17 protein-coding genes and 1 pseudogene are annotated in these 18,017 nt (G+C 61.7%); 9 read left to right on the forward strand and 9 right to left on the reverse strand.

Annotated features, from left to right (window positions below; translation table 11 throughout):
- Positions 1-3 precede the first annotated feature (3 nt).
- From JOH52_RS31610 to JOH52_RS31630, 5 genes are all read right to left on the reverse strand, one after another.
- Entirely contained in the window at positions 4-525 is a 522-nt protein-coding gene (locus tag JOH52_RS31610; RefSeq protein WP_013845091.1) for a GreA/GreB family elongation factor, read from the reverse strand.
- A gap of 249 nt (positions 526-774) precedes the next feature.
- Positions 775-1,197 carry a nucleoside diphosphate kinase regulator gene (rnk, locus tag JOH52_RS31615; protein ID WP_013845092.1) on the reverse strand — a complete coding sequence of 141 codons (423 nt, stop codon included), beginning with the start codon at positions 1,195-1,197 and terminating at the stop codon, positions 775-777.
- Positions 1,198-1,515: 318 nt separating this feature from the next.
- Entirely contained in the window at positions 1,516-2,862 is a 1,347-nt protein-coding gene (gene gdhA / locus JOH52_RS31620) for an NADP-specific glutamate dehydrogenase (protein WP_014532063.1), read from the reverse strand.
- Positions 2,863-3,028: 166 nt separating this feature from the next.
- Positions 3,029-4,021: a PQQ-dependent sugar dehydrogenase gene (locus JOH52_RS31625; protein WP_013845094.1), complete on the reverse strand. Its 993-nt coding sequence runs from the start codon at positions 4,019-4,021 to the stop codon at positions 3,029-3,031.
- A gap of 199 nt (positions 4,022-4,220) precedes the next feature.
- Positions 4,221-5,687: an MFS transporter gene (locus JOH52_RS31630; RefSeq protein WP_013845095.1), complete on the reverse strand. Its 1,467-nt coding sequence runs from the start codon at positions 5,685-5,687 to the stop codon at positions 4,221-4,223.
- 128 nt (positions 5,688-5,815) lie between these two features.
- On the opposite strand from JOH52_RS31630, the gene JOH52_RS31635 reads away from it, so the two are divergent.
- On the forward strand, positions 5,816-6,430 hold the full coding sequence (locus JOH52_RS31635) for a TetR/AcrR family transcriptional regulator (protein WP_017266085.1): 615 nt from the start codon (positions 5,816-5,818) through the stop codon (positions 6,428-6,430).
- Positions 6,431-6,503: 73 nt separating this feature from the next.
- On the opposite strand, the gene JOH52_RS31640 is transcribed toward JOH52_RS31635, so the two are convergent.
- A complete protein-coding gene (locus JOH52_RS31640; protein ID WP_013845097.1) occupies positions 6,504-7,205 on the reverse strand; it encodes a GntR family transcriptional regulator in 702 nt (233 codons plus the stop codon).
- A gap of 118 nt (positions 7,206-7,323) precedes the next feature.
- Here JOH52_RS31640 and JOH52_RS31645 point away from each other — a divergent pair, with 118 nt between their 5' ends.
- From JOH52_RS31645 to JOH52_RS31675, 7 genes are all read left to right on the forward strand, one after another.
- On the forward strand, positions 7,324-8,838 hold the full coding sequence (locus JOH52_RS31645; protein WP_014528221.1) for an aldehyde dehydrogenase family protein: 1,515 nt from the start codon (positions 7,324-7,326) through the stop codon (positions 8,836-8,838).
- Between the two features lie 120 nt (positions 8,839-8,958).
- Entirely contained in the window at positions 8,959-9,909 is a 951-nt protein-coding gene (locus JOH52_RS31650; protein WP_013845099.1) for a sugar ABC transporter substrate-binding protein, read from the forward strand.
- 69 nt (positions 9,910-9,978) lie between these two features.
- Positions 9,979-10,998 carry an ABC transporter permease gene (locus tag JOH52_RS31655; protein ID WP_013845100.1) on the forward strand — a complete coding sequence of 340 codons (1,020 nt, stop codon included), beginning with the start codon at positions 9,979-9,981 and terminating at the stop codon, positions 10,996-10,998.
- Positions 10,998-11,735 (forward strand): ATP-binding cassette domain-containing protein, encoded by a 738-nt coding sequence (locus tag JOH52_RS31660; protein WP_003525223.1) that lies wholly within the window; start codon positions 10,998-11,000, stop codon positions 11,733-11,735. The genes JOH52_RS31655 and JOH52_RS31660 overlap by 1 nt, the downstream gene beginning before the upstream one ends.
- Positions 11,736-11,766: 31 nt before the next feature.
- The gene (gene kduI, locus JOH52_RS31665) at positions 11,767-12,609 is read left to right on the forward strand and encodes a 5-dehydro-4-deoxy-D-glucuronate isomerase (RefSeq protein WP_014528218.1); all 843 of its coding nucleotides are present in this window, start codon (positions 11,767-11,769) and stop codon (positions 12,607-12,609) included.
- A 235-nt stretch (positions 12,610-12,844) separates the two neighbouring features.
- Complete coding sequence (locus JOH52_RS31670; protein ID WP_013845102.1) at positions 12,845-13,021, forward strand: hypothetical protein; 177 nt, start codon at positions 12,845-12,847, stop codon at positions 13,019-13,021.
- 142 nt (positions 13,022-13,163) lie between these two features.
- A complete protein-coding gene (locus tag JOH52_RS31675) occupies positions 13,164-13,430 on the forward strand; it encodes a hypothetical protein (RefSeq protein ID WP_010967112.1) in 267 nt (88 codons plus the stop codon).
- Between the two features lie 95 nt (positions 13,431-13,525).
- Here the strand turns inward: JOH52_RS31675 and JOH52_RS31680 are convergent.
- From JOH52_RS31680 to JOH52_RS31690, 3 genes and pseudogenes are all read right to left on the reverse strand, one after another.
- A pseudogene (locus JOH52_RS31680) lies at positions 13,526-14,612 on the reverse strand (nucleotidyltransferase family protein).
- A 128-nt stretch (positions 14,613-14,740) separates the two neighbouring features.
- A complete protein-coding gene (locus JOH52_RS31685; protein WP_010967110.1) occupies positions 14,741-15,463 on the reverse strand; it encodes a response regulator transcription factor in 723 nt (240 codons plus the stop codon).
- Positions 15,460-16,707 carry a GAF domain-containing sensor histidine kinase gene (locus tag JOH52_RS31690; RefSeq protein ID WP_013845104.1) on the reverse strand — a complete coding sequence of 416 codons (1,248 nt, stop codon included), beginning with the start codon at positions 16,705-16,707 and terminating at the stop codon, positions 15,460-15,462. Before JOH52_RS31690 ends, JOH52_RS31685 begins: the two co-directional genes overlap by 4 nt.
- A gap of 273 nt (positions 16,708-16,980) precedes the next feature.
- On the opposite strand from JOH52_RS31690, the gene JOH52_RS31695 reads away from it, so the two are divergent.
- The gene (locus JOH52_RS31695; protein WP_010967108.1) at positions 16,981-17,997 is read left to right on the forward strand and encodes an ABC transporter substrate-binding protein; all 1,017 of its coding nucleotides are present in this window, start codon (positions 16,981-16,983) and stop codon (positions 17,995-17,997) included.
- Positions 17,998-18,017 lie beyond the last annotated feature (20 nt).

The raw sequence follows: 18,017 nt of genomic DNA on the forward strand, positions 1-18,017 counted from the left end.
GCATCATGCGGCACTGGGACCTGGATCATCATCATGTGGAATGGCCGCTTTCCTGGGCCGCGGCCGGAAATTGACCACTTGCGGAGCGTGGTCGATCAGTTGCACGGGTTCGGTGCTCGTCTGTTTCAGGCGAGCCTCTGACTCGGGTTGAAAGACGATTCGCTCGACCGCCAGGGTTTCAGGCCAGCCGTCCTCTCCGAGGATCTCGGTCCTCTCGCCGACGGCCAGCCCAAGTAACGCCAAACCGCGCATCGTCCGCACGGAGATGGCGGAGTTGGCAGGTCTACCCGCGGCGTTGCGGACCAGAAGATGTGGTCCGGTGCGCACGCCGTTGACGGTGTAGCCCACCTGCGTGTCCAGAGTGACTACATTCTCAGGTATGTCTTCGCGGAAAAACACGCTGGCATAGTTCAACTTCTCGCGCAGTAGGATCGTGAAGGATTCCGTGTGGCCGGTTTCGTCCAGCATGGACATCAGGATGTTCAGGTCTCCTGCAGTCAGTTGGCAGAAAGCTTCTCTCGACATGGCGCATCTCTCCAGCTTCCGTCGGGTCATGGACCTGCCCTCTCGAGCAAGTATGGGGCACGAACGGCCGCGACCATCACAGTCGGCCTTTGCTCGTGCTGACGAGACAGGAACTCCCTGCGCCGACCGCGAGCGGTTCGGCACAGGGCTACGAGCCTGCGGTGAGGCGACCTCCTCTGGCTTTCCGCTTTCTGCTATCGAGCAAATGCATGGGGTCCTCGGCGGAGACTGTCTGGGTTCGGCGAAGCATCAAAGGGCGAGTTCGTCCTTCACGTCGTCCTCGACCCGAACGACCATCAGATGGTTTCTCTGCCCATCTCGAGAGAACCACTCGACCGCCTGTCCGGGCCGAAGACCCAGGAGCGCCACTCCGACCGGCGTGAGGACGGAAATCCTTCCCTTCTCGGCATCGACGTCATCGGGGTAGACGAGAGAGAAGGTCCGGCAGGGGCCGTCCTCGACCTCGCAAGTGACGATAGACCCTATCTTGACGACATCGGGCGGCACCTGGTCGTCTGGCAGAACACAGGGGCGCTCCAGCTTTTCGATCAATTCAGCGGCGATGTCGAAGTCCCTCGACAAGGCCTGGTAGGCAAGGCGGCTAAGCAGACGGTAGTCCGTCGCTCCAATGAAAGGCAGGGGCAGATTCGAGGAGACCATGATGCTGGACATCGTTCGCAATACCTCCGGAACAGGCACGGGATTTCCGCGTGCATGCAGTTGAAATATTCGGGAAGATTGTCGCGCATGTCAGCGAGAATTTGTGCTGAACGCGTTCACCCAGGATCCGGCGGGCGACGAGGCCGGATCCGGGTTACGATCCTGCGATCAGGCGAATCCCAAGAGCGTTAAGCGGATATATGTCGCGGTTGGTCAACATGGCCGCATGATCGCCCGCGGTATCGGGGAAGTCAAGTCGCCCGGGTCAGTGCCGCTAGTGCGGAAGCACCGCGGCACGCACCCCGAACGGCTTGATCGCCTCCGGCGCGCTCAGATCACGCCGAGGGCATCCATTGCCTCGGCCACTCTGACGAAGCCCGCTATGTTGGCTCCGAGAACATAGTCTCCAGGGGTGCCATACTCCTCTGCGGTCTCGGCGCAACGGTCGTGAATCGCCTGCATGATGGTTGCAAGGCGCGCCTCGGTCTGTTCGAACGTCCAGCTGTCACGTGAGGCGTTCTGCTGCATCTCGAGAGCGGAGGTGGCAACGCCCCCTGCATTCGCGGCCTTGCCCGGGGCAAACAGTACACCCGCCTCCTGGAAGATGCGGACCGCCTCCGGCGTGCACGGCATGTTGGCGCCCTCACCCACCGCAAGAACACCGTTCTTCACCAATGTTCGTGCATCCTTGCCGGTAAGCTCGTTCTGAGTCGCTGAAGGCATGGCGACATCGCATGGAACGTCCCAGACCGAGCCCGCTTCTATATAGTGAGTCCCGGCGCCTTTCAGTGGCGCGTACTCCGAGATCCGCTCGCGACGCACTTCCTTGATCTCCTTGACCAGTTCAAGGTCGATGCCGTCCTCGTCGACCACGTACCCGTTCGAATCGGAGCACGCCACGATTTTTCCTCCGAACTCGATCACCTTCTCCATCGTATAGATCGCTACGTTGCCGGATCCGGAGACGGTCACCCGTTTGCCCTCGAAGTCCAGGCCCTTGGTTGCGATCATGCGCTGGACGAAATAGGTCGCCCCGTAGCCCGTCGCTTCCTTTCGGGCCCGCGAACCGCCGTAGAACAATGCCTTGCCCGTGAGCACACCGGCTTCGTAGCGGTTGGTAAGCCGCTTATACTGACCGAACATGTAGCCGATCTCCCGGCCTCCCACACCGATATCACCCGCGGGAACGTCCGTGTATTCGCCGAGATGCCTGTGAAGCTCGGTCATCAACGACTGGCAGAAGCGCATGATCTCGCCGTCCGAACGGCCCCTGGGATTGAAGTCGGAGCCACCCTTCCCCCCGCCGATCGGCATCCCGGTCAGTGCGTTCTTGAAGGTCTGCTCGAAGCCGAGAAACTTGATGATTCCGATGTTCACCGAAGGATGAAAACGGATTCCGCCCTTGTACGGCCCAAGTGCGGAGTTGAACTGAACCCGGAACCCCCGGTTGATCTGGACCTGGCCCTTGTCGTCCACCCAGGGCACGCGGAAGATGATCTGACGCTCTGGTTCGCAGATCCTCTCGATGAGCGCGTTTTCGGCGTAACGGGGATGTTTGGCTATCACGCGCCCGAGGCTCTCGAGAACCTCGCGCACTGCCTGGTGAAACTCGTGTTCACCTCCGTTACGCCTCAGGACTTCCGCTAGAATGGGTTCCAGTTTCTCGTCGACATTCACAATGATTCTCCTAGTGCCATCTCACCTCAATCGGCACCGGCGCCATATCTGAAAGGTGTGCTTCAGGGAACAGCAATTTTCGGTTGTTCAACCAACAGCAGGCGGAAACGCACTTCGAAGCCACCGGACCTCGAATAGGGCCGCAAATTCCTGTCCGCGGGAGACGTCACCGCCTGAAGATGTGAATTGCGCCACCGGCGTCGTCGGATACGAGGATGGCCCCGTCGGGCGCCTCCTTGACGTCCACCGGACGGCCGACGTTTCTGAGGAAAGTGGCCGCCGAGACCGGACGGCCGCCACGGAAGCGGACCCGCACGACCTGATAGCCGACTGGTACCGACCTGTTCCAACTGCCGTGCTGCGCCACCAGAGCATCGCCGCCCAGGCTGCGGAAGAAATGAATCCCAAGCGCTGCGACATGGGCCTGAAAATTGAAGACAGGGGGAATTTGGCGCGCGGGCGGCATCGCGTCTTCGAACCCTGTGAGCGGCACCTGGCCGCCGAAATAAGGAAAGCCGTAAAAGCCGCCCGGCCGAAGCGCGTTCAACTCGTCGGGCGGGACATCGTCTCCCATCCTGTCGGCGCCGTTGTCGGTGAAGAACATTCTGCCGCCGCGCCAATCGAAGCCGACCGAGTTGCGCACGCCCCAGGCCACTCTGCGAAGGTCAGACCCGTCCTGGTTCATGCTGACGATCGTGCCTTGCAGCCCGCGGGGAACGCAAATGTTGCAGGGTGATCCCAATGAGACATAAAGCCGGGCATCCGGGCCGAGGGCGATATAACGAAAACTGTGGGCCCCCGAATTCGGCAGGTCGCGCCGGATGTCGCGTCTGCCGCTCAACGTACCGCCGCGGCCGATCTCGAACGCCGTTATGCTGCTTCTTGAAGCCACGAACAGTCGACCACGTGAGCAGGCGACGCCGTTCGCATTGGAAAATCCGGAGGCGACCCGCCGGGCGCGGCCGCCGGGTAAGGACACGGCGTAGACCGAGGAGCCCTTGGTTCCGACGAACAATGTGTCGCCGCAAACCGCCATCTCGCGCGCGGCCGGCACGCGGGCGAGCAGTTCCCCCCGCGCCGCATCGAAGGGCACGCCGAAGGCGAGCGCCACGACCATGACTAGCGCGAGGAAACCGGCCCTCGGGAATGAGACGCTCATCGCCACTCCTCCGAATGCACCCTGAATTGCGCTGGAGCGGATTTGGAGCGGCGTTAGTCCCGTTTCAAGCCGGCGCCCGAGCCTCACGGCGAAGTGATCTCCTTCAGCCCCTCGTCAAAATGAAAATGCGCAGATCAGCGTCGGTGGCACGAGGCATCTGGAGCGCTGGCGGGACCTTCATCCTGCGCGTTGGGAGTAATTACTCCGGCAATTTGCTCGGCAGCCAGAGCCACGCCACCATCCCGACTGCGAGTGTCAGGAGACCGCCCGTGCCGATCGCGACATGCATGCCGGTGAGGAACGCTTCTTGAGCCTGAATCAGGCTTTGATGTGCAAGTCCGGGCTGATCGAGCGTTTCGTCGAGCGTCCCTGCCACGCCGGGGCCGAATAGCCGGAAGCTCAGTGTCGCTAACGATCCGAGCAGGGAAATACCTAGCGCGTTGCCCAGTTCGTTGCTGGTCTCTGCTATCGAACCCGCCGCACCCGCCCGGTTCGCAGGAACCGCCGAAACCGCGATATCGGCTACGAGGCTGAAGGACAGTCCATATCCGATGCCGGCGATCATGGTCGAGGCGATGAAGACAGCAATCCCTGTCTCGGTCGTCGTGAACAGCAGCAGGAAGACGCCTGCGCCGATCAGCAGATGTGTTGCCACAAGTGCGGTCTTCCGACCGATCCGTTCTACGATGCGAGCAGTGGCCACGCAGGTGGCCGTCAGCACGATCGCGCCCGGCAGGGTTAACAGCGCGGCGGCGAAGACATCGATGCCCAGCACCGATTGCAGGTAGACGCCCGACAGATAGCCGGCAGCAGACCATACGACCAGCGACAGAAGGCCGGTCAGAATAGCGATAGAGAAGATACGGTCGCGGAAGAGACCGAGGTCGAGCAGCGGATATTCAAGTTTCGTCTGTCGGCGAGCGAATAGCGCCAGTGCAAATATGCCGGCGGCTCCGGCGACGATTTGTGTTGGAGTGAAGCCATAGGCGGCCGCATTCTTGAGCGAATAGGTGAACAGCAGGATGCCGGCAAAGGACAGCACGAGGCTTGCCAGGTCGATGCTGCCGCCGACGGTAGATCGCACCTCCCGCAACAGGATCGGCGCGCCGATCATGAAGCCGATGACGACGGGGACATTGATGAGAAACACGGCGCCCCACGCGAACTGCCGCAGCAGCATGCCGCCAATCAGCGGGCCGATCGCAAAGCCGGCTGCGAAGGTGGCCGCAAAGATGCCGATAGCTTGGGCGCGCAGTCGCGGATCGGGGAACAAGGCGCTGACGATTGCCAAGCCGGAAGGCAGTAATGTTGCGCCGCCCAGTCCCATCAGGGCACGCGACGCGATCAGCTGCTCAGGCGTTTGCGAATAGGCCGCGCCGAGCGACCCTGCGCCAAAGACCGCCGCGCCGGTTATGATGAGTTTCAGCCGGCCGTAGCGGTCGCCGATATTTCCGAAAGCGATCAGCAGCGATCCGACCACGAAGCCGTAGATATCCAGGATCCAGAGCGCCTGATCAGCGGTCGGCATGAGGGCCGAAGTGACATGCGGCATAGCGAGATAAAGGATCGACCCGTCCATGGCCACAAGTAGGACCAGGGGTAAAATGGCGATCAGGCCCAGCCATGCGGTGCGATCGACGGTGCGGGGGAGTGAAGTATCGGTCATGGGCACAAATCCTCTGCGAACGGCATGCGAAGGCATGCCGCTTCGGCCGCCGGCGCGAGGCCGGTGGATGGTTGCGATTGAAGGCTAGCTCCTATATACTTCAAGTAAGTTACTTTTGGTATATAGTGATGTCAAGCACGCCGAACAAAACGCAGCCTCCCGCCAAGCGCGTCCGTCTCAGCCGCGAGCAGCGGCGGCGCCAGCTTCTCGACCTAGCGTGGCACCTTGTGCGCGAAGAAGGTTCGGATGCCCTGACGCTCCCGAGGCTCTCGCAAGAAGCTGCTGTCGCCAAGCCGGTGGTCTATGACCATTTCGGCACGCGCAATGGCCTGCTGATAGCCCTTTATCGGGATTTTGATGCGCGACAGACGGAGATGATCGACGCCGCACTCGCGGGGAGCGGCCCGACCCTCGAAGATCGAGCCAGGGTCATCGCAACCTCCTACGTCGACTGTGTACTCGCGCAGGGCCGGGAAATGCCCGGCGTGCTCGCGGCCCTTGCGGGCTCTCCCGAGTTGGAGGCGGTAAAGAGAGACTATCAACTGGCTTTCATCGAGAAGTGTCGAAGGGCACTGGCGGCTTTCGTGGGGCGGCGAGGCATCGAACCGGCGGGCTTCTGGGCTATGCTCGGCGCTGCTAACGCCCTGTCGGATGCGGCCTCGACGGGAGAGATCACGGCTGAGCAGGCGCAAGACGAGCTTTTCGAGACCATTGTCGCGATGATCGAAAGAAGCCATCCTTGATCATGGGTGGGATATCAAGTCCGAACGGGAACGTGGGTCGAGCACGGCTCCACACTTAACCGCCAGAAAACGGTCATTCGAACAGGTCTGGATTGTCGGCCTCGATCTGCGGCAGGTCGGCCAGAATGCCGTTGAGGTGGCTGCGCATGGCGGCCGCAGCCGCGTCGGCATCCCGCGCGTCGATGGCGGTGATGATCGCCTCATGTTCGGCAATCAGTTTCTTCATCGAGTCCGGATGGCGCAGCTGAAGGTTGCAGACCCGATCCATGTGTGCCTTGATATCGGAGACGGCGTTCCAGGCGAGGCCGCAGCCTGCACCCTCGGCGATCGCAATATGGAACTGCTCGTCCTCCCGGCGAAAAGCATTGTGGTCATGTGCTTCATTCGCCGCCTTTTGCCGAGCTAGGATCGTGTCGATCTTGCGCCGTGTCCAGCTATCGAATGTCTCGCTGGCCCGGCGCGCCACCGCGACTTCGATCGCCTCGCGCACGAAGCGCGCTTCCATCATTTGTCTGGCTGAAATCCGCACGACGACTGTGCCCCTGTTGGGCCGGATATCCACCAGTTTCGATTTGCCGAGGGCGATGAGCGCTTCGCGCACGGGTTGACGCGACACGCCCATGCGCGTGGCGATTTCCTGTTCGGAGAGCCGCATTCCGGGGGCGAGCTCCAGCCGGATGATGGATTCGCGCAAGTCCCGCTCGACTTGGGCCGCGGCGGTTTCGCCGGTGTCGATCTTCAGGGATTCGAGGTTCATGTCTTTCGCTGCCGTCATCCGTTGACATCCAATTTGAACCACCATACAGTACCATACAATTCAGGCGCAACAGAAATCCGGCAAACCGGATGAACAGGGAGGGGCTGGCACCGCGCGGGCCGGCCTGAGAACGCTATTGCTGTCCAATTTCATCGCACCCGATTCCAATGATCCCCGCCTCCGCATTAAATCCCGCTACCAGATGCTTGTCGATGGCAAGTCGGTCGATGCCGCTTCAGGCAGCACGATCGATCGGGTGAGCCCCGGCCACGCCGGCGTGGTGGTCGGCACCTGGCCGGAAGCCTCGGCCGACGACGTGCGCAAGGCCGTCGCGGCCGCCCGGAAGGCTTTCGATGCCGGCCCGTGGCCGCGCATGTCCGGCGCAGAGCGGTCGCGCCTGATGCTCAAGGTCGCCGACCTCATCCTCGCGCGGCAGGAGGAACTGGCGCTGATCGAGAGTCTCGAGGTTGGCAAGCCTATCGCTCAGGCGCGCGGCGAAATCGGTTTCTGCGCGGATCTCTGGTCCTACGCCGCCGGCCAGGCCCGCGCGCTGGAAGGACAAACCCACAACAATATCGGCGACGATCGCTTGGGCCTTGTCCTGCGCGAGCCGGTCGGGGTCGTCGGCATCATTACGCCCTGGAACTTCCCCTTCATCATCGCCTCGGAACGCGTGCCCTGGGCTATCGGTAGCGGCTGCACCGTCGTGCTGAAGCCCTCCGAGTTCACGTCGGGCACGTCGATCCGTCTGGCGGAGTTGGCGCGCGAAGCTGGCATTCCCGATGGCGTGTTTAACGTCGTCACCGGTTATGGCGATCCCGCCGGCCAGGTGCTGGCCGAAGACCCGAACGTCGACATGGTCGCCTTTACCGGCTCTGTCCGCGTCGGCACGAAGCTTGGCGAGATCGCGGCGCGCACCGTCAAGCGCGTCGGGCTGGAGCTTGGCGGCAAGGGGCCGCAGATCGTCTTCGCCGATGCGGATCTTGACGCGGCGGCAGACGGCATCGCCTATGGCGTCTACCACAATGCCGGCCAGTGCTGCATTTCCGGCAGCCGGCTTCTGGTGCAGGAGGGCATCCGCGATGCGCTGATGGAGCGCCTGCTCGACATATCGCGCAGGGTCGCCTTCGGCGATCCGCTGAACGAACGCACCAAGATCGGCGCGATGATCTCGGAGGCCCATGCCGAAAAGGTGCATTCCTATGTGACGGCCGGCATCACATCCGGCGCGGAACTGCTGCTCGGTGGCGAAAGGATCGGCAGGGAGGCCGGCCTTTACTATGCACCGACGGTGTTTGCCGGCGTCACGCCCGACATGTCGATCGCACGCGAAGAGATCTTTGGTCCCGTGCTTTCAACGCTGACCTTCAAGACCGCGGACGAAGCCGTAGCGCTGGCGAACGCCACCGAGTTCGGTCTTTCGGCCAGCGTCTGGTCGACCAATCTCGAAACGGCCCTGCAGAGCATCCGCCGCATCCGCGCCGGCCGATGCTGGATCAACAGCGTGATCGACGGCACGCCGGAGCTGCCGATCGGCGGCTACAAGAAGAGCGGCCTTGGCCGCGAGCTCGGCCGCTACGGCTTTGACGAATATTCCCAGTTCAAGGGCGTCCATGTGACGCTCGGGCGTCCCGCGCCCTGGTTCACATAACCGGCCGCAGACTGGGGTCAGGAGGAGGAATATCTCGGCTGGCGTGATCTTTGGTCGGAGCCCGCCAGCCGAGACTTGGGTCTTGCGACCCGCAATGCACATCCAAAGGGAGGATACGCAATGAAACTGACCAGGCTCAGAACCGCAGCTCTGGCTGCGGGCCTTGCCACCTTGTTGACGTCGACTGCGCTCGCCGCAGATGTCAAGGCAACGATGATCATCTATCTCGATCCGAGCGTGCAGTTCTTTAATCCGGTGGTGAAGGGAGCGCAAGACGCCGCCGCTCAATTCGGTGTCGACCTCGACGTGCAGTATGCCAACAACGATCCGGTGCGCCAGAACGACCTGATCGAGAGCGCGACGGCCAGCGGTGTCGACGGCATCGCCGTAGCGATCTCCAGTTCGGATGCTTTCGACGAGAGCATCTGCGCGGCAGTCAAGGCCGGGATCATCGTCATCGGCTTCAACAACGATGACCTCGACGGCGCCAAGGGCAACTGTCGCCAGGCCTATGTCGGCATGGACGAGCTTGCCTCCGGCTATGAGCTCGGCAACCGCATGATCAAGGAATTCGGCCTCAAGTCCGGCGACGTCGTCTTCAATCCGCGCGAAATTCCGGAAGCGAGCTTTGCGGTCGCCCGTGGCGGCGGCATCGAGAAGGCGATGACCGAAAACGGTATCAAGGTGGAGACGGTTCGTGCTGGTCTCGACCCTGCCGAAGCGCAGAACATCATCGCGCAATTCCTCATCGCCAACCCGAACGTGAAGGCGCTGTTCGGCACCGGCTCGGTCACCTCGACCGTCGGCGCCGGCGCCATCAAGGACGCCGGCGTAGACATTCCATTCGGTGGTTTCGACCTTGCGGTCGAGATCGTAAACGCGGTGGAATCCGGCGCGATGTACGCGACCATGGACCAGCAGCCCTATCTGCAGGGCTATTACCCGATCGCCCAGATCGCGCTTGCCAAGAAATACGGGCTGACACCGACCGACATCGACACGGGTCAGGGCGCCTTCCTCGACAAGTCGCGCATCGGTTCGGTCAAACCGCTGATCGGCAGCTACCGCTAACCGTGTTCCGTGGGAGCCCGCCGGCGCGCCCGGCCGGTTCCCCGTTCCCCAACGATCGAGTGCCAGACCGTGACACCTGTCCTAGCCGAAAGTGCCGCGCCACGCTCGCGGACCCAGAGACAATCCATCCTCAAGCAGATCATGGGCATGCCCGCGGGAGCGATCTTTCTCGTCTTCATGACCCTGCAGATTGTCTGCATCGCCGGCGCGCTCCTCTATCCGGACGAGTTCCGCTACCTCTCGCCGCAGAACCTGACGATCCTGATGAAGGCGATCCCCGTGCTCGGGTGCCTCGCGCTCGGAGCCGGCGTATTGATGATCGCCGGTGAATTCGACCTTTCCATCGGCTCCGTCTACACGTTCACGGCCGTGCTGATGGCCTCGCTCGTCAATGCAGGGCTGAGCGCCTTCATCGCAGCACCGATCGGTATTCTGACCGGCCTGCTGATCGGCTCGCTCAACGGCCATATCACCCTGCGCTTCGGCCTGCCGTCCTTCATCGTCACGCTCGGTGGGCTCCTCTTCTGGCGCGGCGCGGTGCTGCTCTACAACGGTGCCGTCCAGGTGCGTTTCGACCCGGAGCCGGTCTTCACCAGCCTCTTTTCCGGCACTCTGTTCGGCGTGAACGCCGCCTTCATCTGGATCGTCCTCTTCGTCATAGGCTTTCACCTGCTGCTACACCGCCACCGCTTCGGCAACCACGTCTTCGCGACGGGTGGAAATCGCGGTGCGGCCGAGGCGATCGGCATCAATACCAGCCGCGTCAAACTGATTGCCTTTGCGATTGCGGGCGGCATGGCTGCGGTCGCGGGCATTCTTGCCACGGCCCGCGTGGGCAGCGTGCAACCCGGGCAGGGTGCGGGTCTGGAACTCCAGGCGATCGCCGCCTGCGTCATCGGCGGGCTTTCGCTACGCGGAGGACGCGGATCGATCATCGGCATCTTTCTCGGCGTGCTGCTCATCCACACGATAACCGACGTCCTGCTTCTCCTGCGGGCACCCGGCTTCTATCTCGACATGTTCATCGCCACGCTGATCGTGCTGGCCGCCATTTTCAACCATCTAATCGAGCGGCGAGGTCTTGCGTGATGTCGACCCCCAATCTTCTCGAACTGCATAACATCTCGAAGAGCTTCGGTGCGCTGACCGCGCTTCGCAATCTGAGCTTCCATATCGGCGAGGGTGAAGTTGTCGGCCTTTTGGGCGACAACGGCGCCGGCAAATCGACGACTGTCAATCTCATCTCCGGCATCCACAAGCCGACGGACGGCTATCTCAGCGTCGACGGCAAGAAGACGACCTTTTCCTGCCGCTCGGATTCCGCCGATGCCGGCATCGAAACGATCTACCAGCATACCGCGCTGGTCGATTCGCTCTCGATTACCCGCAATATCTTCATGGGCCGTGAACTGACCGATCGCTTCGGCTTCCTTAGGCAGCGCGAGATGCGCGACATCGCCATGGAAGTCTTGCAGAACGCCGTGCACATCTCCGGCATCGATTCCCCGGATACGCTCGTCGGCAATCTCTCCGGCGGGCAGAAACAGGCGGTCGCAATCGCCCGCGCCGTCTATTTCAAGAAGCGCGTGCTGCTCCTCGATGAGCCGACCTCGGCGCTCTCCGTACGCGAGACGGAAGCGTTGTTGAACCAAGTGCTGAAGCTCAAGGCGGAGAATGTCTCGAGCGTGCTGGTGACGCACAATCTCTACCACGCCTACCAGGTCTGCGACAGGTTCGTGATCATGAGCCATGGCACGAAGGTCTTCGACGTGCAGAAGGCCGATACGACGATCAGCCAACTGACCGAATATGTCGTGCTCACCTGATGCCCATCCTCGAAAGCAAGAGGCAGATGCCGTGACTATTTCCGTATCAGTTCGCCAGGTGGTCGGGCCTGAGGATGCCGCAAGGCGCAACACGCAGGGCCTGCGCGATGGCTTCGTCATCGAAGCGCTTTTCCAGCCGGGCCGAGCCAACCTCACCTATAGCCATCTTGACCGCATGATCGTCGGCGGCGTGGTGCCGGCGGCGGACAGGCTCGTGATCGACCGGATTGCCGAGACAGGCACGCAGCGCTTTCTGGACCGCCGCGAAGCGGCGATCATCAATATCGGCGGCTCCGGCACGGTCAGCGTCGGGGACAAGGATCATGTGCTCGGCTTTCAGGAAGCGCTCTATGTCGGGATGGGCGGTGGTGCGCTCGGCTTTGCCAGCGACGATGCGAACGCGCCGGCCTTGTTCTACGTCCTGAGCGCGCCCGCGCACCGCTCCTGTCCGACCGTGCACATCACCCGCGACATGGCAAAGAAGTTGAGCCTGGGTTCGGCAGAAGAGTCCAACGCTCGCACCATCAACCAATATGTTCATCCGGATGTCTGCGAGAGCTGCCAATTGCTCGTCGGCCTCACGATGTTCGAGCCGGGTTCGGTCTGGAACACCATGCCGGCGCATGTGCATGACCGGCGAATGGAGGTCTACCTCTATTTCGGTATGCAGGAGGCGACGCGAATCTTTCACTTCATGGGCGAGCCGGGCGAAACCCGCCATGTCGTCCTGAAGAACCATGAAGCCGTGCTCTCGCCGGGTTGGTCGATCCACTCCGGCGCGGGTACCGGGCGCTACGCCTTCATCTGGGCGATGGCTGGCGACAACATGAGCTTCACCGACATGGACAAGGTGCCGATGGAAGCGCTGCGGTAAGTAAGCCCCCAAGTCCAACCAAAAAAATGCGATCCCCGACCCATCCTGGGAACAGCCGGTATGGGCGTAGGACCTTTGGCGCTTTGGTGTCGGACCAATGTCCCATCGTCGTAAACAGACGGCATGCTAGATTCCGCACTCGGTTTGGTGCCTTGCAAGACTGAGGTCCTGTGATTTCCACGGCAGACCTTAACTCGCGAGGCTATGCAACCACCCGTTGCTTGGGGATTGGGACATGGACGACCGCGATACGAATCACAACGGCGAGAAAAATTCTGCTTCCGACCTTTTGGAAATAGCGGCACAGCTCGCCGCGCTGGCCGAGGACATCAAAACCTTGGCTGCAATGCCGATCGAGCAGATTTCAACATTGATCGAACCCGGCGATAGACCTGAAGCAAGCTCGGAATGACGGTGCTTCCCGCACGAGTGGGTGCGGCCCTCGTTGTTTTGCCCGCCGTGATCGAAAAGCCGCCGCCTCGGTGCACTCATGGAACCATTTTTCAGCAACAGCCATTGCGCATTCACCTCGTCGATGGATACAGGGCGTAACAATGGACGTGCAGAAGGCTGGAATGGCTCGGCTGCTGTTGGCGGCACCTGATGTTCGCGACAGTGCCTGGATGATCCATGACCTCACTTTCTTGAAGCTATGCGAGGTCTACGAGCATGCGTGCCTGCGGCGCGACGTTCTGCGATGTGCAGCATCAATAGACGACGCCGCCCTGCTCAAATCCGAGGAGGAGTGCAAAAGCCTCGAAGCGGCCGCCATCGCTTACATTCGCGAACGCCAAAAGTTCTCAGGCCTCGGGAGCCATTGAGGCAGCAGCATCACAATCATCAAGAAAGCCGCGCTGCGATGGTCCCTGATGATCGCTGGCCAAATCACTACTCCCCCTTTCCCCACTCCATGCAATTAAAACGGTAGGGAGACGTCTTCATCGATCTCGACGGCTCCTGTCCTTCAGACAGGCCTTAAGGTGCTTCCTGCCTTCGTCCGGCAGCATGGCGGCTCCTGCTCGGATGCCTGCCCTCCATGCGTCGCCGCGTTGCCATGCTTCATTGTATACTAGCGCAAGGTCGGAGCTTCGGCGGGTCTGCAGAATAGCTTCGAACAGTATCCCAGCCTGCCGGATGTCCTTGTCCCTCTTGACCGCACTTTGGCCGTCGTTGTGGCGGCGCGAGGCCACGATCAGCTTGTGAACGGCATACCGAGACGGATCAGGGACCGTTACTGGGATTCCGCTCTTGTGCAGCACGACCGTTCTGACCGGATCGCGGATCAAGAAATCGAGAAATCGAAGTGGATCCGCACTGGCGCCGCCCAGCGCCGGCATTCTTGCCGGCTGGTCCATGTAGTCATCGGAGGACCGGTTCGTCAGGAATTCGACCTTATAGCTATTCTTGTTTTGAAAGCTCGAGAAGGCGGCTTGTCCGGATCGATGTGGGACAGGCCGAAAGGTCGGGTCGACCGACTGCAGCAATTGTAGGATCGGCGGCATGCTGTCGCCGACTTCGCGGCTGACAGCGAAATCCTGCGCGACGTCCGCGTCGCCCGTCATGATCGAATGACCCGGGAGGCGCACTGACAGGACTCCGGCGTAAGTCTGAAATGCGATTGTGCCGATCAGGATACCCCGGAGCCGGAACAGGCCCCCGGATGCAAGCGCCTCAATGACATCCCCCGACATTCTATCCGGCGCAACCATTCCGCCTTCGCGGGTGAGGGTGGACACCATTCGACGCCGGCCCGAAGGTCGTCCTTTTGCGCTTTGAAGTCCTCGACACGTTTTGCGATTTCGGGATCGCTCGCAGGACCTACATAGTCGCGTGTCCTACCACTTTTACCGTCAGGCCGATCGAAATACCAAATATCGTCGCTGCTTCACCGTAAGGGGAGTGAAGCGACCATCCGAGGGAAAGTCCGCAGACCATGCCGCGTCGAGCGACCGCTGCCCCAGTTCCGCGAGCATCGCCTGATACATGAGATCGATCGACTTCAGCATGGAGGCATCCTGCCGTTATACCTTTTTTGTGAAAAGGCATAACACAGCAGGAAATAGAGCAAGGGAATACGGTTCTCCAGAGCGGTTCACCAAGGCCAGACTGAAGCTTTCGCAACGCCTGGAGACTATTTTCCGTCCAACCACTCCTGCAGTTCCGCTTCCGCCCGCTCCAGCGCGCTGTAATTCAGGAGTTTGCGCAGGAAGGCGATCGTGATGGCGCGGGCACGCAGATTAAAGCGGCCGTCGTCATTGTCATCGCTAGCGGCCTGGTAGACGTCGAGCTTGTCGTAAAGCTGCTGCAGGCGATTCTGTACGCTGCGCAGCGACAGGCCGCGGCGCCTGGCAATAGCCCTGTCGGTAAGACCAAGTGCGATGTCGACGAGGATCTCGTATTCGGAATCGTTAAACCCGTTCGTCTGGCCGAGGCTCTTCTGCTGAAGACCCCGCACCTCCCGATCGATGACGCATTGGCTCTCGATGAAGATCGAGCGCAGTGCAAGCTTCAGCCGCTCGTCGGACGCGGATTTCAGGACGTAGCCATAGGCAGCTCCATCCGGAACGATGCGCGAGACGCCGCGCACATACGCCTCGTCCGAGTAATTCGACCAGAACAGGATGCGAGTCTCCGGCCGTTCCTTCCAGATCGTGCGCGCCGCCTCGATGCCATTGCGGCTCGCCATCTGCAGATCCATGACGATATGCGCTGATTTATGCTCACGGGCGAGCTTCTCGCCGACCGTTCCATTTTCCGCCTCGATCACAGTGTCGCATTCCGGCAGGGCGGCATTGACCGCCTCATGCAGGTAGGAGCGATGCAACGGGTCGTCCTCGACGATCAGAACCTTCATTCCGCCCTCTCCTCAATTGAGCCCGAGTCGTGCGGCGCGAGCGGCAGCACCACGCGGACCACGGTGCCGCGATTATTGTGGCCCGGACCGATCGTGAAACGCGCGGAAATCAGTCGCGCCCGGGTCTTCATGTTGTCGATGCCCTCGCCGATCCGTCCCCGCGTTTTGGCAAGTCCGGTTCCATCATCCGAAATCTCGATCGACAACCGGTCGTCGGCGGCGTCGAGCCGCACCTTGACGGCAAGCGGAGCAGCGTGGCGCACGGCATTGTTGATCGCCTCCTGAGCGATGCGGAACAGCGCGACGATGACGGTCGGCTCCAGCCGTTCCAGCGCGCCATTCGTCTCGTCGGCAAGGCCCCATTCGATGATGGAGCCCGTGTCCCGGGTCGAGCGGTCCAGGTGGTGCTCGATCGCCTGGGTAAGTCCGAAGAGCTGGAGAACGGAAGGCTTTGCCTGCTCGATGATCTGCCGCAGGTCCTGCATGCAATGCTGCAGGGAGCGGGAGACGGGCTCCAGTGCCTCCGGCGCCACCTCGCCGTTGCGCGACAGCCGATCGATCCTGCGGGCGAGACGCGTCAGGTCGGCGAGGGTCTGGTCGTGCAGGTCCATGCCGATGCGCTGGCGCTCCTGCTCCAATGCTTCGGTGAGTTTCAACGCACCCAGCCGCAGGCCCTCCTCGCGGGCCCTGGCCTCTGCCTCCACGATCGCCGACCGTTGCGCTTGCTCGGCCGCCCGCAGCGCGAAGAAATAGGGCGTAAGCAGGTCTGCGATGATGCGGGCCCGCTCGACGTCCTCCATCGTATAGGCACCCGCTTCCTGCGAGGAACATGAAAGCGCCGCGATGATCGCGCCCTGCACCTTCATCGGTACATGCAGACGGCTCCTCAGCGACTGTTCGACGATCGGCCGCTTGAACGCGCCGTCGAAATGGAAACGCGGGTCGGTCATTGCGTCGTCGGCCAGCAGGAAGTCCACTTCACCCCATAGAAGGGAGCGGATCGGACTGTTGACGACAGGTGCGCCGGCGAGGTCGCCCCAGGCGGTCTCAATGCCCGTCTCATAGGCGGTGTGATAGTTGCCGTCCTCGAGGAGCACACAGACATCGAGATGGTCGTGCGGGATGATGTGCGCGACCTCCGCTGCGACGGAGCGAATGGCCGAGCGAAAGTCGAGCTGGCCCGCAAGCAGCCGGGAGATGCCGAGATAATGATCAAACATGGCTGCGGGTGCGGAATGCAGCATGGTGGGTTCCTCCAGAAACGGCAGGCTCCTCAACCCGCCGCAATCGCTTTGCCAGTAAGCGCCCGCGGGAGCGCCGCCGTCTTGCGTAAACCCGCAGCTTGTACCGCAAAACCCGCAAACATCTTGCCGCCTTGCGCCTGTACAGGTCCGCCGATCTCCCGCATCCTGCCCTTACTGAGAGGAGGAAGCTCAGTGCAAGAACAATCTCACTCGAACCGATTGGCCGGGACGGGTGAAGCGATCGCCTGCCAGGCGATCATGAGGGAGAGAGACATGACCATCCGTAAGATGCTTCTGGCATCGGCCGCGATCACTTGCGCCGCGATGCCCGCCTCCGCATTTGCCGACACCTCGGCCAAGAAGATCGCCCTTTCGAACAACTATGCCGGCAATTCGTGGCGCCAGGCCATGCTGACGAGTTGGGAAAAGGTGACGGGCGAAGCCGTGAAGGCCGGCATCGTCGCCTCGGCCGACGCCTTCACCACCGCCGAGAACCAGGCAACGGAACAGGCCGCGCAGATACAGAACATGATCCTGCAGGGCTATGACGCGATCGTGCTGAACGCCGCCTCCCCGACAGCGCTGAACGGCGCGGTCAAGGAGGCCTGCGATGCCGGCATTACCGTCGTCTCCTTCGACGGCATCGTGACCGAACCCTGCGCCTGGCGCATTGCCGTCGATTTCAAGGAAATGGGCCGCAGTCAGGTCGAGTATCTTTCGAACAAGCTTCCGGACGGCGGCAATCTGCTTGAGATCCGCGGCCTTGCCGGCGTATTCGTCGACGACGAGATCTCGGCCGGCATCCATGAGGGCGTCAAGCAGTTCCCCCAGTTCAAGATCGCCGGCTCCGTGCACGGAGACTGGGCGCAGGACGTGGCGCAGAAGGCCGTTGCCGGCATCCTGCCGAGCTTGCCTGACATTGTCGGCGTGGTGACGCAGGGCGGAGACGGTTATGGTGCCGCGCAGGCCATCGCCGCGACCGACCGGAAGATGCCGATCATCGTGATGGGCAATCGCGAGGATGAACTGAAATGGTGGAAGGAGCAGAAGGATGCGAACGGCTATGAGACCATGTCGGTCTCGATAGCGCCTGGTGTCTCCACTCTCGCCTTCTGGGTCGCCCAGCAGATCCTCGACGGCAAGGAGGTAAAGAAGGACCTCGTCGTTCCCTTTCTGCGCATAGATCAGGACAATCTCGAAGCGAACCTCGCAAATACGCAGGCCGGTGGCGTCGCCAATGTGGAGTACACGCAGGAAGACGCGATCAAGGTCATCGAGTCGGCAAAGTGAAAATCTCCCGGTGGCTGCCG

This window comes from Sinorhizobium meliloti (assembly GCF_017876815.1).
Taxonomy (GTDB): domain Bacteria; phylum Pseudomonadota; class Alphaproteobacteria; order Rhizobiales; family Rhizobiaceae; genus Sinorhizobium; species Sinorhizobium meliloti.